The 14,409-nt window shown below is 70.9% G+C and carries 10 protein-coding genes; 3 read left to right on the top strand and 7 right to left on the bottom strand.

Annotation, left to right across the window (positions count from 1 at the left end):
• Positions 1 to 51: 51 nt before the first annotated feature.
• The gene (locus tag OG878_RS34835) at positions 52 to 999 is read right to left on the bottom strand and encodes a MurR/RpiR family transcriptional regulator (protein WP_328890450.1); all 948 of its coding nucleotides are present in this window, start codon (positions 997 to 999) and stop codon (positions 52 to 54) included.
• Between the two features lie 75 nt (positions 1,000 to 1,074).
• A complete protein-coding gene (locus tag OG878_RS34830; RefSeq protein ID WP_328890449.1) occupies positions 1,075 to 2,151 on the bottom strand; it encodes a serine hydrolase domain-containing protein in 1,077 nt (358 codons plus the stop codon).
• Between the two features lie 168 nt (positions 2,152 to 2,319).
• Between OG878_RS34830 and OG878_RS34825 the strand changes: the two genes are divergently transcribed.
• The 3 genes from OG878_RS34825 to OG878_RS34815 all read left to right on the top strand — a co-directional run bounded on the left by OG878_RS34825 (position 2,320) and on the right by OG878_RS34815 (position 8,133).
• Positions 2,320 to 3,240 carry a GNAT family N-acetyltransferase gene (locus OG878_RS34825; RefSeq protein ID WP_328890448.1) on the top strand — a complete coding sequence of 307 codons (921 nt, stop codon included), beginning with the start codon at positions 2,320 to 2,322 and terminating at the stop codon, positions 3,238 to 3,240.
• An 83-nt stretch (positions 3,241 to 3,323) separates the two neighbouring features.
• A complete protein-coding gene (locus OG878_RS34820; RefSeq protein ID WP_328890447.1) occupies positions 3,324 to 4,856 on the top strand; it encodes a glycoside hydrolase family 3 protein in 1,533 nt (510 codons plus the stop codon).
• Positions 4,857 to 5,112: 256 nt separating this feature from the next.
• Positions 5,113 to 8,133, top strand: coding sequence for a carbohydrate binding domain-containing protein (locus OG878_RS34815; protein ID WP_328890446.1), 3,021 nt, complete (start codon positions 5,113 to 5,115; stop codon positions 8,131 to 8,133).
• 50 nt (positions 8,134 to 8,183) lie between these two features.
• On the opposite strand, the gene OG878_RS34810 is transcribed toward OG878_RS34815, so the two are convergent.
• From OG878_RS34810 to OG878_RS34790, 5 genes are all read right to left on the bottom strand, one after another.
• A complete protein-coding gene (locus OG878_RS34810) occupies positions 8,184 to 9,266 on the bottom strand; it encodes an aldose epimerase family protein (RefSeq protein ID WP_328890445.1) in 1,083 nt (360 codons plus the stop codon).
• A 51-nt stretch (positions 9,267 to 9,317) separates the two neighbouring features.
• Positions 9,318 to 10,361 carry a LacI family DNA-binding transcriptional regulator gene (locus OG878_RS34805; RefSeq protein ID WP_328890444.1) on the bottom strand — a complete coding sequence of 348 codons (1,044 nt, stop codon included), beginning with the start codon at positions 10,359 to 10,361 and terminating at the stop codon, positions 9,318 to 9,320.
• Positions 10,362 to 10,450: 89 nt separating this feature from the next.
• Entirely contained in the window at positions 10,451 to 11,515 is a 1,065-nt protein-coding gene (locus tag OG878_RS34800) for an ABC transporter permease (protein WP_328890443.1), read from the bottom strand.
• The gene (locus OG878_RS34795) at positions 11,512 to 12,486 is read right to left on the bottom strand and encodes an ABC transporter permease (protein WP_328890442.1); all 975 of its coding nucleotides are present in this window, start codon (positions 12,484 to 12,486) and stop codon (positions 11,512 to 11,514) included. The genes OG878_RS34800 and OG878_RS34795 overlap by 4 nt, the downstream gene beginning before the upstream one ends.
• Positions 12,483 to 14,243 (bottom strand): sugar ABC transporter ATP-binding protein, encoded by a 1,761-nt coding sequence (locus tag OG878_RS34790; RefSeq protein ID WP_328890441.1) that lies wholly within the window; start codon positions 14,241 to 14,243, stop codon positions 12,483 to 12,485. Before OG878_RS34790 ends, OG878_RS34795 begins: the two co-directional genes overlap by 4 nt.
• Between the last annotated feature and the right edge of the window lie 166 nt (positions 14,244 to 14,409).

The following is a 14,409-nucleotide window of genomic DNA, read 5'->3' as shown; positions in this document are numbered from 1 at the left end:
ACGCCCCGCGACCCGTTCGGGTCGCGGGGCGTCCTCGTAGCCGGGGAGCCGTCACTGCGGCCCGCGGCGCCGGTGCACCGCCGTGTACGTGCGCTCCAGAGCCCGTGTCGTACGGCTGTAGTTGCGCTGGGCCACACCGACGAACAGGCAGTCCACCAACGTCAGGGCGGCGATCCGGCTGGACATCGCACCGGACCGGAAGGTGGTCTCGCGGACCGCCGTGGTCAGCACGTGGTCGGCCACCTCGGCGATCGGCGAGCGCGGGAAGTTGGTGATGGCGATGGTCGTGGCGCCGTTGTCCCATGCCTCGCCCAGCGCGGCCACGGTGTCGGTGGTGGCCCCGGTGTGCGAGATGCCGATGGCCAGGTCGCCCCGGCCGAGCAGCGCCGCGGAGGTGAGCGCGCCGTCGGGGTCCGGCCAGGCGGACGCCCGGAGCCCGATCCTGTGCAGCTTCTGCTGGAGGTCGAGGGCGATCAGTGCGCTGGCGCCCACGCCGTACAGATCCACCGCGCCCGCCCCGACCACTTCGTCGATCACCCGCTGCAGGACGTTGAGATCGATCTGGGCGATGGTGTCCTCGACTGCGTGGGCGTCCGCGAAGCCCAGCTTGCCGACCACGTCGGCCAGCGAGTCGCCGGGCCCGATGTCGCTGCCGGCGCTGGACCAGGACGGACCGCTGTCCTCGCTGCCGGCCGCCGAGGCGAGCTTGATCCGCAGATCGGGGTAGCCCTTGAGGCCGACCGCCCGGCAGAACCGGACGACGGTGGTCTCGGAGGTGCTGCATTCCGCTGCGAGTTCGCTGATGGTCTTCCCGGCCACCCCGACCGGATCGGCGATCGCCGCTTCGGCGACCCGCCGCTCGGACGGTGGGAGAGAAGGCAGCAGAGCCCTTATCTGCACCAGCACCGTCTGTGGCGGCGTGGCGCGCTCCGGAGTGGGCGCTGCGGAGCGCCTGGGGGCGTCGTCGCCTCCGCGCTGTCGGTCACGTGCGGCAGCCATGTGGGAATCCTACGGGTTCGTTGGGGTACGCGTAGCTGAGTGTCCGGGCTTTGTGCCATGCGGGATCTTGACCCGTCACCGGGCGTTCACGCCCGCGCGGGCCGCGACGGCGGCGTGCACCACGCGTCGCAACTCCTTTGCGCGGGCACCACGTCCGTAGTGGACGGCGTTGGTCAGCAGCACCGCCCAGATCCCGCTGACAGGGTCGAGAGCCAGGCTGGTGCCGGTGAAGCCGGTGTGCCCGGCTCCGGTCGCGGGCCACTGCGGGGACATGTGGTCCCAGACGTCGCCGGGCAGCGTCCAGCCCAGCCCCCGCGCACCGTCAAGTCCTGCGGTCTGCAGGCTGAGTGCCTCGGCCCGGGCCCGGGCCGACAGCAGTGACTCGTCGGCCAGCCAGCACGCCTGCAGGTAGTGCGCGAGGTCCGGGGCGGTGGAGAACAGCCCGGCGTGCCCTGCGACGCCGCCCAGGCTCTCGGCGTTCTCGTCGTGCACCACACCGCATTTGGGCTCACCGCCGGGCGGCGCCTCGGTGGCGGCGATGTTCTCCCGCCATGCGGCGGGCGGCAGGTAGCGGCTGGCGGCCAGGCCGAGCGGATCGAGCACCAGCTCCTGCACGGCGGCGTCGAGCGGCTGTCCGGCGACTGCGGCGATGATCTCACCGAGCAGAATGAACCCCAGGTCGGAGTAGCGGACGGCGGTGTCCGGCAGGCCCTCGAGAGGCTCTGCGAGCACGGCGGCCCGCCGGTCGGCAGGGCCGCCGGGAAGCTTCCAGAAGTCGCGGTGCGGGGGCAGTCCGGAGGTGTGCGACAGCAGGTGACGGATGGTCACCTCACTCTTGCCGGCCCCCGCGAAGTCCGGCAGATGGCGGCGCACCGGATCGTCGAGCCGCAGCGCCCCGGTGTCGGCGAGCCGCAGCACGGCGGGCGTGGTGGCCACCACCTTGGTGAGCGAGGCCACGTCGAAGACGGTGTCCGCGGTGACGGGACGTCCCAACGGCCCGTCGGCAGTGGTGCCGAAGGCGGCCGTGCGGACGGGTCCGTGCGCTCCGCGCCCGGTGATCAGGACGGCGCCGGGTACGACACCGTCCTGCACCGCGCTGCGGACGAGGTCTTCGGGATCGGCGGGACCAGGGGGATCTTCGCGGTCGGTCATCACTGCCTGCCTTCGGGTGAGGTGAAATGCGGTGCGGTGCGGTGAAGAGACGTGCGGGGGGCTGACAGCCCGATCATCCCGCTGGTAAATTTCCACCGCAAGATAGATCCTCAATGTCATTCACTTACGATCCGGTGTCTCCCGGAGCTACCCCCGAGGTGAGCAGGCATGACGTACCTTCCGGTGGCACGCACTGCGACCGAGCACGACCTTCCCGCGCTGCGAACCCTCGCCCGAGCGGCACTCGTCCACGACAGCGACGCCGAGGACGTGTTCGATCTCCTGTGGGCGCAGACAGCGGATCGCCCGCAACTGCGCATCCTCGCCGAGGCCGACGGGGAACCGGTCGGCCTCGCCCTCGCCGCACTCCGGCCCGCCACCGCGAGCACCCCCGCCATCGGCCACATCGAGCTCCTCGCCGTACTGCCCCAGGTACAGAGCCGCGGCATCGGCCGCGCCCTGATGACCCGCGCCGAGGAACTCCTCGTCGCCGCCGGGGCCGAGCGGCTGATGATCCGCGGCAGGCCCCCGTACTACGCATGGCCCGGCATCGACATCCGCTACACCCGCGCGGTGTGCCTGGCCGAGTCCAGCGGCTACACCCGGGGTCCCGAGGGCCTCAACATGAGCGTCGATCTGCGCACCGCGCCGCTCGACACCGCCGACGACGAGGCGCGCCTGGCCGCCGCCGGGGTGCGTGTCCGCCGTCTTGCGTCCGCGGACGAGAAGCCGTTCCTCGCCTGGATGCGCCAGTGGGGCGGTAGCTGGGACGGCGAGGCCGCACGCGCGCTCACCTACGACCCGCCGCGCGGACATGTCGCCGTTCGCGAAGGCGCCGACGGCCCTGTCTTCGTGGGCTTCGCCTGCCACGGCGTCAACCGCCGCACCTGGTTCGGCCCGATGGGCACGGACTCCTCCGAGCGCGGGCTCGGCGTCGGTACCGTCCTGCTGCGCCGCTGCCTCGCCGACCAGCGCGCATCGGGTCTCGACGAGGCGGAGATCGGCTGGACCGCCCCCATCCACTTCTACGCCCGCGGCGTTGACGCGAGGCTCGGCCGGGTCTTCTGGACGTACAGCAAGGACGTCTGACCGGCGACCTCCCCCGGCCCCGGTCGCACCCGGCCCGCCGAGCCACCCACCCACCCCGGCCGCCCGGCCCGAGAGGACCCGCCATGCCTGCCACCCCAGCCACCCGCCCCACCCGCGCCGACGGTGAACTCCTCGCCCTCGCCGACCAGGTGCTGCAACCGGGATTCCAGGGCACCACCGCCCCCGACTGGATCCGCCGCCGGCTGGCCGGCGGACTGGGCTCGGTCCTCCTCTTCGGCCGCAACATCCAGGACGCCGGGCAGACCGCCGCGCTCACCGCCGCGCTGCGCGCCGAGAATCCCGACGTACTGATCGCGGTCGACGAGGAGGGCGGCGACATCACCCGGCTGGAGACCGCGACCGGCTCCTCCTACCCGGGCAACCTCGCCCTCGGCACCATCGACGATCCCGAGCTCACCGCGGCCGTCGCCCACTCCATCGGCGGCGAACTGCGCGCCGTCGGCATCGGCCTCGACTACGCCCCCGACGCCGACGTCAACTCCAACCCCGACAACCCGGTCATCGGCGTCCGCTCCTTCGGCGCGGACCCCGGCCTGGTCGCCCGGCACACCGCCGCCTGGGTGCGAGGGATGCACGACGCGGGGATCGCCGCCTGCGCCAAGCACTTCCCCGGTCACGGCGACACCGACACGGACTCCCATCTCGACCTGCCCACCGTCGCGATGGACGCGGACCGCATCGCGGAACTGGCCCTGCCGCCGTTCCGCGCCGCCCTCGCCGCCGGAGCCCGCGCGGTGATGACCGCCCACCTGCTCATCCCCGCCTACGATGCGGACCGCCCTGCCACCGTCAGCCCCCGCGTGATCACCGAACTGCTGCGCGAAGAGCTGGGTTTCGACGGGCTTGTCGTCAGCGACGCCGTCGAGATGCAGGCCGTCCGCGCCCGTTACGGCCTGGCCGGCGCGACCGTCCGCGCGCTCGCCGCCGGGGTGGACCTCGTCTGCCTCGGTGACGGGTCCGGTGACACCGAGTTCGCCGGCCTGCGCTCCGCCATCGCCGAAGCCGTGACCCGCGGCGAACTCACCGAGGAGCGCCTCGCCGAGGCCGCGGCCCGTACCGCGGAGTTCACCGCCTGGCAGCGGGCCCTGGCCGAAGCCGTTCCCGCCCCGGTGCCGGACCGGTCGCTCGGTCTGTCCGCCGCCCGCCGCGCGCTGCGCACCACCGTCGGCGACCCGGCTGCTCTGCCACTGCGCTCCCCCGCGCTCCTGGTCGAGTTCGGCGTGCCCGGCACCCTGGTCCAGAGCGACGGCACGCCATGGGGCCTCGGGCCCGCCCTCACCGCGCTCATGCCGGGGACCGTCCGCACCACGCTGCCCGCCCTCGCCCCGTTCGACCCGGCGCACGCCGACAGGATCCTCGCCGAGGCCGCAGACCGGCCGCTCGTCCTCGCCGTCCGCGACGCGCATCGCCGGCCCGCCGTGCGGGAGTGGCTGCGCGCTCTGCTCGCCCACCGGCCCGACGCGATCACGGTGGAACTCGGCGTCCCGCACGCGGGTCCCGGCGGCGCCGTGCGCATCGACACCCACGGCGCGGCCCGCGTCTGCGGGCAGGCGGCCGCGGAGGTCCTCGCGGGGCAGGCGCTCCCCGGACACTGACCCGGGCGTGCGCACCGGAATGCCGACCGGTCGCAACTGCGCCTGCCGCAGCCCTTTACGTACCTGTCATGCCCGGGTAACTTCCGCATCGCAAAAGATTGCAGAAAAATTCTGACAGCACTTGCTGACGGGATGCACTGCTCGCCGAACCCCGAGGCGCGTCAGGGTTCTCCGGCGGGACCGCGGCTGCTCGCTGAGCAGCCGCGCTCTTGGCTGCTGTGGCCGGCCGGCCGCAGCCCTCCCCCTGGAGATTCGCATGAAACGCACCCCCCGCCGACTGCTGAGACGCCCCCTGGCGGCAGCCGTCGCGGCTGCCGGGGTTCTGGGGCTCCTCACCGCGGTACCGCACCCCGCCGGTACCGCCACCGCCGCGCCGGCCGCGGCCACGGAGAACACGGCAACGGTCTTCTACTACACGAAAACCCGTAACTGGTCTGCGTACAACCTCCATTACGCCCCGGACGGCGGGTCCTGGACCACGGTGCCCGGCGTGCAGATGGAGTCCGCGTGCACGGACTGGGTGAAGAAGACCGTCAGCCTGGGCAGTGCGAACGGTCTCGCCGCCACGTTCAACAACGGTTCGGGAGTCTGGGACAACAACGCCGGGAACAACTACGCACTGGGCACCGGCACCCTCACCGTCAAGGACGGGGTCGTGGCCCACAGCGATCCGTGCGCCGGCACCGACCCGGACCCGTCCCCCACTCCCGGCGACACCCACACCGCCTCGGTCTACTACTCCACGGCGACGGTCGGCTGGACCACCACCAACCTGCACTACCAGCCCGCGGGCGGGGCATGGACCGCTGTACCGGGCGTCGGCATGGAACAAGCCTGTACGGGATGGATGAAGCGGTCCGTCGATCTGGGCGGCGCCACCACGATGCAGGCCGCGTTCAACAACGGCAACGGCGTCTGGGACAACAACAACGGCAGCAACTACACGATCCCGCCGGGCGTTTCCACGGTCGAGGACAAGAAGGTCACCGCCGGCGCCGAGGACCCGTGCGCCGCCGAGCCCCCGGACACGGTGGCCCCGACCGTCCCGTCGAACGTGACCGCCGATGCCGACGGTGTCTCCGTGGTGCTGTCGTGGGACCCGTCCACCGACGACCGGGGGGTGACGAAGTACCAGGTCACCCGTACCGGCGGAACCAAGGGCACGACGGTGACGGACGTCGGCTCCACCGTCCTCTCCGACGCGAACCTGGAGGAGAGGACGGCGTACAGCTACACCGTCAGGGCCGTGGACGCCGCGGGCAACGTCTCCCCGGCGTCGACCACCGCCACCGCCACGACCGGGGACAGGCCGGCCGCACCGGCGGCCGGAACACCGCTCGGCACGGATCCGCGCAAGGACCCGATCTACTTCGTGCTCACGGCCCGGTTCAACGACGGCGACAGCTCCAACAACCGCGGCGGCAGCCAGCATGTGAAGTCCGGCAACGCGGCGAACAACGACCCCATGTTCCGCGGTGACTTCAAGGGCCTGGTGAACAAGCTCGACTACATCAAGGGACTCGGCTTCTCCGCCGTCTGGATCACTCCGGTGGTGCTGAACCGGTCCGACTACGACTACCACGGCTATCACGGCTACGACTTCTACAAGGTCGACGCCCGCCTGGAGTCCGCGGGCGCCTCGTACCAGGACCTCATCAACGCCGCCCACGCCAAGGGCATGAAGATCTACCAGGACGTCGTCTACAACCACTCCTCGCGCTGGGGTGCCAAGGGCCTGTTCACCCCGACCGTCTACGGGGTCCGGGACGACCAGTGGAGCTGGTACTACGACGAGAGGAACGAGGGCTTCGAGTACGACGGCCTGAACGTCGAGTCCAAGTCCGGGAAGTCTTACTACAACGGCGATCTCTGGTCCACCGCGGAGCCGTCCGGCAACACCTGCCTCAACTGGGGCAAGCCCACCGGGGGCACCTCCGCCGAGGGCTACAGGGTCTACAACTGCCAGTGGCCGAGCCCAACTTCGGGCATGTTCCCGAAGACGTACTACCACAACTGCTGGATCGGGAACTGGGAGGGCGAGGACTCCCGCAGCTGCTGGCTGCACGAGGATCTCGCCGACTTCAACACCGAGAGCGCGCCCGTCCAGAACTACCTGATCGGCGCCTACGACAAGTACATCGGCATGGGGGTCGACGGCTTCCGTATCGACACCGCCGTCCACATTCCCCGCACCACCTGGAACCGCCGCTTCCTGCCCGCGATCCAGGAACGCGTCACGTCGCAGTTCGGTGCGGAGGCCGCGAAAAACTTCTTCGTCTTCGGCGAGGTCGCCGCCTTCGTCAACGACAAGTGGAACCGCGGCTCGGTCAACCACTCGGCGCAGTTCTACACCTGGAAGGAGCGCAAGGAGTACGACGCCGACGACGCGAAGGCCGCCCTGGAGATGTACGACTACGAGCAGCAGCTCGGCACCGGGGCCCAGCCGACCTCCGCCAACGCCTTCCTGAACGGAAACGCCTACCACACACCGGACCACAGCCGGTTCTCCGGCATGAACGTCATCGACATGCGGATGCACATGAACTTCGGTGATGCCAACAACGCGTACAACAACGGCAAGGACTCCGACGACAGTTACAACGACGCCACGTACAACGTCGTGTACGTGGACAGCCACGACTACGGGCCCAACAAGAGCAGCGAGCGCTACTCCGGCGGCACCGACGCATGGGCCGAGAACATGTCCCTGATGTGGACGTTCCGCGGCATCCCCACCCTCTACTACGGGTCGGAGATCGAGTTCCAGGCGGGCAAGAAGATCGACTGCGGGCCGACCTGCCCGCTGGCGACCACCGGCCGCGCGTACTACGGAGACCATCTCGCCGGGACGGTCCAGGCGTCCGACTTCAGCAAGGTCTCCTCGGCCACCGGAGAGGTCGCCGACACGCTCGCCAAGCCCCTGGTCAAGCACCTGCAGCGGCTCAACGAGATCCGGCGGGCGGTGCCGGCCCTGCAGATGGGCCAGTACTCCACCGACGGCATCACCGGATCGATGGCGTACAAGCGGCGCTACACCGACGCCACGAGCGGCGTCGACAGCTTCGCGCTGGTGACCGTCACCGGATCGGCCACGTACACCGGCATCCCCAACGGCACCTACAAGGACGCGGTGACCGGGGACACGCGGGTGGTGACAGGCGGCACGCTTGCCGTCCCGGCGCCGGGCAAGGGCAATCTGCGGGTCTACGTGCTCGACCTCGGCGGCCGGAACGCGGCCCCGGGCAAGATCGGGGCCGACGGTCCCTATCTGAAGTAGGCAGGGGTGACGGGCGTGCCGCGCGCACGCCCGTCACCTCCGGCGGCGGCTCAGCGCGTGGAGGCGGCGAGGTGCGGGAACCGGAACTCGGTGCGGCTGCACGCGGTCTCGCCGGGCCGCAGGACGGTGCTGGGGTAGTCCGGGCGGTTCGGTGAGTCGGGCAGGTGCTGGGTCTCCAGGCAGAGCGCGCTGTGCCGGTCATGGCGCCGGCCTGCGGTGCCGTTGAGCGAGCCGTCGAGCTGGTTGGCGGTGTAGACCTGGACCCCGGGTTCGGTGGTCCAGACCTCCATGATCCGGTCGGTTTCCGGAGCGCTGAGCCGGGCGGCCCGTCTGAGGGTCTCCGGGGTCCCGTCCTCACGGACGATCCAGCAGTGGTCGAAGCCGCCCGCCAGGGTCAGTTGTCCGTCCGGCAGGGCGATCCGCTCCCCGATGGTGTGCGGGGCGGTGAGGTCGAACGGCGTGCCGCATACGTCTGCGGCGGGGCCCTGCGGGATGCCGTCCGCGTCGACGGGGAGATAGGTGTCGGCATCCACCTGGAGGCGGTGGCCGAGGATGTCGCCGTCGGCGGTGAGGTTGAAGTAGGCGTGGTTGGTGAGGTTGACGACCGTGGCGCGGTCGGTGGTCGCCGTGTAGTCGATGGCGAGTGTGCCCGCAGTGTCGAGGGTGTACGTCGCGGTGACGTCGAGCGCCCCGGGGAACCCCATGTCGCCGTCGGGGCTGTGCAGGGTGAGCCGGACGACCGCGGTGTCGTCGGTGGTGTGCCCCGTCGCCTGCCACATTCTGGTGTGGAAGCCGTCGGGGCCGCCGTGCAGGGCGTGGCCGCGGTCGTTGGCGGGGATCTCGTGGGTGGTCCCGTCGAGGGTGAAGCGGCCGTGGGCGATGCGGTTGGCGAAGCGGCCGATGAGAGCGCCGAAGAAGGGGTTCTTCCCCGTGTAGTCGTCGAGCCCGGCCAGCGACCGGACGACCGACACGGCGGCTCCCGTGGAGTCCGGCACGGTCAGGCTGTGCAGGATGCCGCCGTAGGTGAGGATCTCGGCCTGGACACCCGTACCGGAATCGAGTGTCCAGACTTCGACGTCGGAACGCCCCTGGGAAGCGCCGAACGGTTGGTGGTGCACGGTGGGGCGAGGCATCGCGTTCCTTCTTCGGAAAACCTGGTGACGGGCGACTGACCAGGCAGGATTCTACGGACAGGCGTCGGGCGAAGGGCGCTCGGACGGCTGCGGCACGGTCGATTCGCGGACGACGAGCCGGTAGCCGGGGCGGGGCCGCCGGGGTTCGGGCACCGGACTGCCGGAGAGCCGTTCGACGAGGCTGTCGACGGCGAGCCGGGCGATCGCTTCCTTGTCCGGGGCGATGGTGGTGAGCGTGGTGGCTCCGTACAGGCTCTCCTCGATGTCGTCGAAGCCGACGACGGCGACGTCGCCGGGGACGCTCAGTCCGCGCTCGGAGAGGGTGCGCATGGCGCCGATGGCGATGAGGTCGTTGTACGCGAAGACGGCGTCGGGCCGTTCTCCGCGGTCGAGAAGGGCCGCCATGGCGACGGCCCCGTCCTCGCGTCCGTATCCGTCGGTGACCACGACCAGCGCCTCGTCGGGTTCGATGCCGGCGGCGGCGAGTTCCTCGCGCCACCCCCGCAGACGCAGATGGGCGGGCTGGCGCTCACGTCCGGTGCGGGAGCCGAGGAAGGCGATCCTGCGGTGCCCGAGGTCGATGAGGTGCCGTACGGCGTCGCGGGAGGCCGCCACATTGTCGATGGCGATGTGGTCGTAAGGGGCTTCGTACTCGCGCTCTCCGAGCAGGACCAGGGGCGCGGTCTCGCTGCGCGCCATCAGGTCCTCGGTCTCCAGATGGATGGGGCTGAGGATGAGACCGTCGATGACATGGGACCGGAAACCCTGACTGACCAGGAGCTCCTTCTCCCTCAGACCGCCGGTGTGGTCGACCAGCACGGTGTAGTCGTGCCGGGCGGCCGCGTCGACGACCGCGCCGGCCAGCTCCGCGAAGTACGGGTTGCCGAACTCGGGCACGGCGAGTGCGATGATGCCGGTGCGGCCCTTGCGCAGATGGCGCGCGGTGAGGTTCGGCCGGTAACCGAGCTCGTCGATGGCCTGCTGCACCTTGGCGCGCATCTTGGGTGTGACGTGCTGATAGTTGTTGACCACGTTCGACACGGTCTTGATGGACACGCCCGCCCGTTGCGCAACGTCCTTGAGGCTGACGCCCACGGCACTCCCTCACTCGTCTCGGCGCGCGGTGTCGCGCAGGGGATCGGCTTGCTCCGGCCCGGGCCCGGCGGACCCGGGCCCGGCACGGTTCAGGTGGTTCTGCGGCTGCGCGCCAGATAACGCTGCGCCACGACGACAACGATAAGGAACCCGCCGCTGACCACCGACTGGTACGAGGAGTTGAGCGTGCCGATCTGGTTGATCAGATTCTGGATGACGGCCAGCAGCAGGACGCCCCAGAGAGTGCCGCTGATCGATCCCGCCCCACCGATGAGGAGGGTGCCGCCGATGACGACGGCGGAGATCGCGTCGAGTTCCATGCCCACGCCGATGATCGTCACGCCGGAGGACAGCCTGGCCGCGTTGAGCGCGCCGGCCAGGCCGGCCAGCAGACCGCTGAGCGTGTAGACGAGGATCTTCGTGCGGGCGACGGGCAGGCCCATCAGGGTGGCCGCGTCGCTGCTGCCGCCGACGGCGAAGAGCGTCTGTCCGAACGAGGTGCGCTGCAGGAGCAGCCCGCCGCCCGCGAACAGCACCAGGGCGATCAGGATCGGGTGGCCGAAGCCCCAGATACTGCCCTGTCCGAGCTCGGCGAAGGCTGATCCCTTGGGCACCAGGTAGGTGGTCGCCCCCTCGTCGGTGATGGCGAGGAGCAGGCCACGGGCGCCGAGCAGGGTGGCGAGCGTGACGATGAAGGGCGCCATCCCGGCACGGGCGATCAGGAACCCGTTGAGCAGGCCGATCGCCGCGCACACCACGAGCGGGACGAGCAGTGCGGGCAGGAGCCCCCACTGCGAGGCCCAGGCGGCGAGCACGCCGCCCAGCGCGAAGACGGATCCGACGGAGAGGTCGATGCCGCCCGTGATGATGACCATCGTCATGCCGAGGGCGACGACGGCGAGGAAGGACGCCTGCACGGTCACGCCGCGGGCGTTGTCGAGGGTGGCGAACGTCGGGTACACGAACGAGGCGACGATCACGACCGTGAGCAGGACGGCGAGGACGCCCTGGCGCTGCACGAGTTCGGCGATCCGCTGCGTGGCCTTCGGCTCGGCGCCGTCGCCCACCGGACGGGGCACGCTGCGGCCGGCCGGGGCGGGCGTTGTGTGCGGGGCGACCGCCGGGGCCGAGGGGGCGGATGTGGTTTTGTTCATCGGGACCGACGCTCCCGGGCGACGTAGACGGCGGCGATGATGATGGCCGCCTGGGCGATCTGTGCGGTGGAGTCGGGCAGGTCGTGTTTGACGAGGGTGGCCCGCAGCAGCTGCATCAGCAGGGCGCCTGCGACGGTGCCGAGGACGCGGACGGATCCGCCGTTCAGCGGGGTCCCGCCGACGACGACCGCCGTGATGGCGGAGAGTTCCATGAGGGTGCCGAGCGAGGAGGGGTCGCTGGCCGTGAGCCTGGCGGTGGCGAGGATGCCGGCCAGTGCGGCGAACACTCCGCAGAGCACGTACACCCCGATCAGCACGCGGCGGACGGGCAGGCCGGCAAGTGCGGCGGCGGGCCGGCTGCCTCCGACGGCGACGATCTGGCGGCCGAAGGTGGTGCGCTGGACCAGGAACGCGACGGCGGCGGCCAGTGCGGCGGCGATGAGCACGACCAGCGGGATGCCGAGGAAGGACCCGGTGCCGAGCGAGAGCAGGTCCGGGTTGATGATCTGCTTCAGCTGGCCGTCGGCCATGACCAGGGCCAGACCACGGCCGCCGACGAACAGTGCGAGCGTGGCGACGATGGGCTGCAGCCCGATCAGCGAGACCAGGGCGCCGTTGACCGCTCCGACGACGGCGCCGGCGAGCAGCGCGACGGCGAGCGCCGGCACGAGTCCGTAACCCAGGTAGAGCGGGAGGAGGGCGGCGGCGAGCGCCATGGTCGAACCGACGGACAGATCGACGCCCTCGGTGCCGATGACCAGGGCCATGCCCAGGGCGACGATGACGATCGGGGCGACCTGGACCAGCTGGGTGCGGAGGTTGTCGGCCGTCATGAAGTGTTCGGTGAACAGGGCGTTGAAGACCAGCAGTACGGCCACGGCCGCGTACACGCCGTACTCCTGGTACCAGGCGGGATTGCGCAGCCACGCGAGCGGGCGGGCCGGTGGGGCGAGAGTGGCCTGGGTGGTCATCGCGGGTCCTCCTGTGCTGCCGGGGCCTTCCGGTCGGGCTCCGGTGTCGACGGCACGCCGGGGTCGGGCGCCGGTGCCGTCCGGTCGTCGGGGTCGGTAGCGGCCGCCGGCTGCACCTCGGGGGCGCGCGAGGGCGCCGACTGCACCTCTGGGTCGGTAGCGGGCGCCGGGTGCACCTCGGGGGCGGGCGGCGGTGCGTGATCGGCGAGTACTTCGAGCAGCTGGCTCTCACCGACCTCGTCACCCGTCAGTTCGCCGGCGACGGATCCGCCGCGCAGGACGACGATCCGGTCGGCGCCCTCGATGAGTTCCTCGATGTCGGAGGAGATGAGCAGGACGGCCAGCCCCTCGCGTGCGAGGTCGTCGATCAGGCTCTGGACCTCGGCCTTGGCGCCGACGTCGATGCCGCGTGTCGGCTCGTCGAGCAGCAGGACCTTGGGCTCGAGGCAGAGCCAGCGGGCGAGGAGGACCTTCTGCTGGTTGCCGCCGGAGAGTTCGCCGACCTTCTGCTCCGGGCTCGCCGCCTTGATGCGCAGGCGCTTCATGAAGATGTCGACGATGCGGTCCTGCTTGGCTCGGGAGACCACACCGGCGCGCGAGAGGCGGGGCATGGCGGCCAGCACGATGTTCTCGCGCACGGAGAGACCGGGGACGATTCCCTCGGCCTTGCGGTCCTCGGGCAGCAGACTGATGCCCGCACGGATGGCGCCTGCCGGGGTGAGCCGGCGCAGCCTGCGGCCGCCGACGGTGAGTTCACCGGCGTCCAGGCTCAGGGCACCGGCCAGGGCCTTGGCCGTCTCGCTGCGGCCCGAACCGAGGAGACCACCGAGTCCGAGCACTTCGCCGGCGTACAACGACAGCGATATGTTGTGGAGTTGGTGGTTGCGGGAGAGCCCTTCCGCGGTGAGCACGGGGGTGCGTGCCGCGTCGTGTCCTTCGGCGGCGAAACCGGTCGTGCCGTTGCGGCGGACCTCGGCGAGGTCGCGGCCGAGCATCATCGAGACCAGTTGCATCCGGTCGAGGGCGGCGAGGTCGCCGGTGTGGATGTGGCGGCCGTCGCGCAGGACGGTGACGCGGTCACAGATCCGGTAGAGCTCGTCCATGCGGTGACTGACGTACAGGACGGCGATGCCCTGGTCCCGGAGGTTCCCGATGACCCTGAAGAGGGTCTCGACCTCGCGCGGTTCGAGCGACGACGTGGGTTCGTCCATGACGACGACCCGGGCGTTGACGGAGACGGCGCGCGCGAGCGCGACCATCTGCTGGGTGCCGACACCCAGGGTGTGCAGGGGCCGCCGGGGTTCGACGCGTACGCCGAAGCCGTCCAGCAGGGCGGCCGCATCGCGGTGCATCCGGGCGAAGTCGATCAGGCCGAAGCGGTTCTTCGGTTCACGGCCGAGGAAGATGTTGCGCGCCACGCTCATCAGCGGGACGAGGTTCACCTCCTGGTAGATCGTCGAGATCCCGGCCTGCTGGGCCTCGAACGGCCGCGCGAACGTGACCTGTCGGCCGGACATCCGCAGTTCGCCCTCGTCGGGCCGGTACACGCCGGTCAGCACCTTGATCAGGGTGGACTTTCCGGCGCCGTTCTCCCCCACCAGTGCGTGGGTCTCCCCCGCGCGCAGGGAGAAGGACACGTCGTCGAGCGCGACGACGCCCGGGAACCTCTTGGTCACCGAGCGGGCTTCGAGGACGGTGTCGGCCGAGGGCGGGGCGGTCGCCTCCGTCGTCCGAGGTGCTGCTTCGGGTGGTGCCATGGTTCGTGGCCTTCCGATGTTCCGATGTGGGCCCGGGGGCGCGACTGGGCGGTACGGGTATGCGCGCGGGAGCGGGGACGAGGACGTGCGGGCCGGTACGGCCGTGGCGCGACGGCCGTATACGGGCCGGCCCGGTGCGATACGCGGGCCGGCCCGCCCCCCATTG

The sequence above is a fragment of the Streptomyces sp. NBC_00316 genome, from assembly GCF_036158715.1.
In the GTDB taxonomy this organism is placed as follows: domain Bacteria; phylum Actinomycetota; class Actinomycetes; order Streptomycetales; family Streptomycetaceae; genus Streptomyces.
The sequence above is the reverse complement of the archived record's forward strand: the minus strand, read 5'-3'. Positions and strand labels throughout refer to the sequence as shown.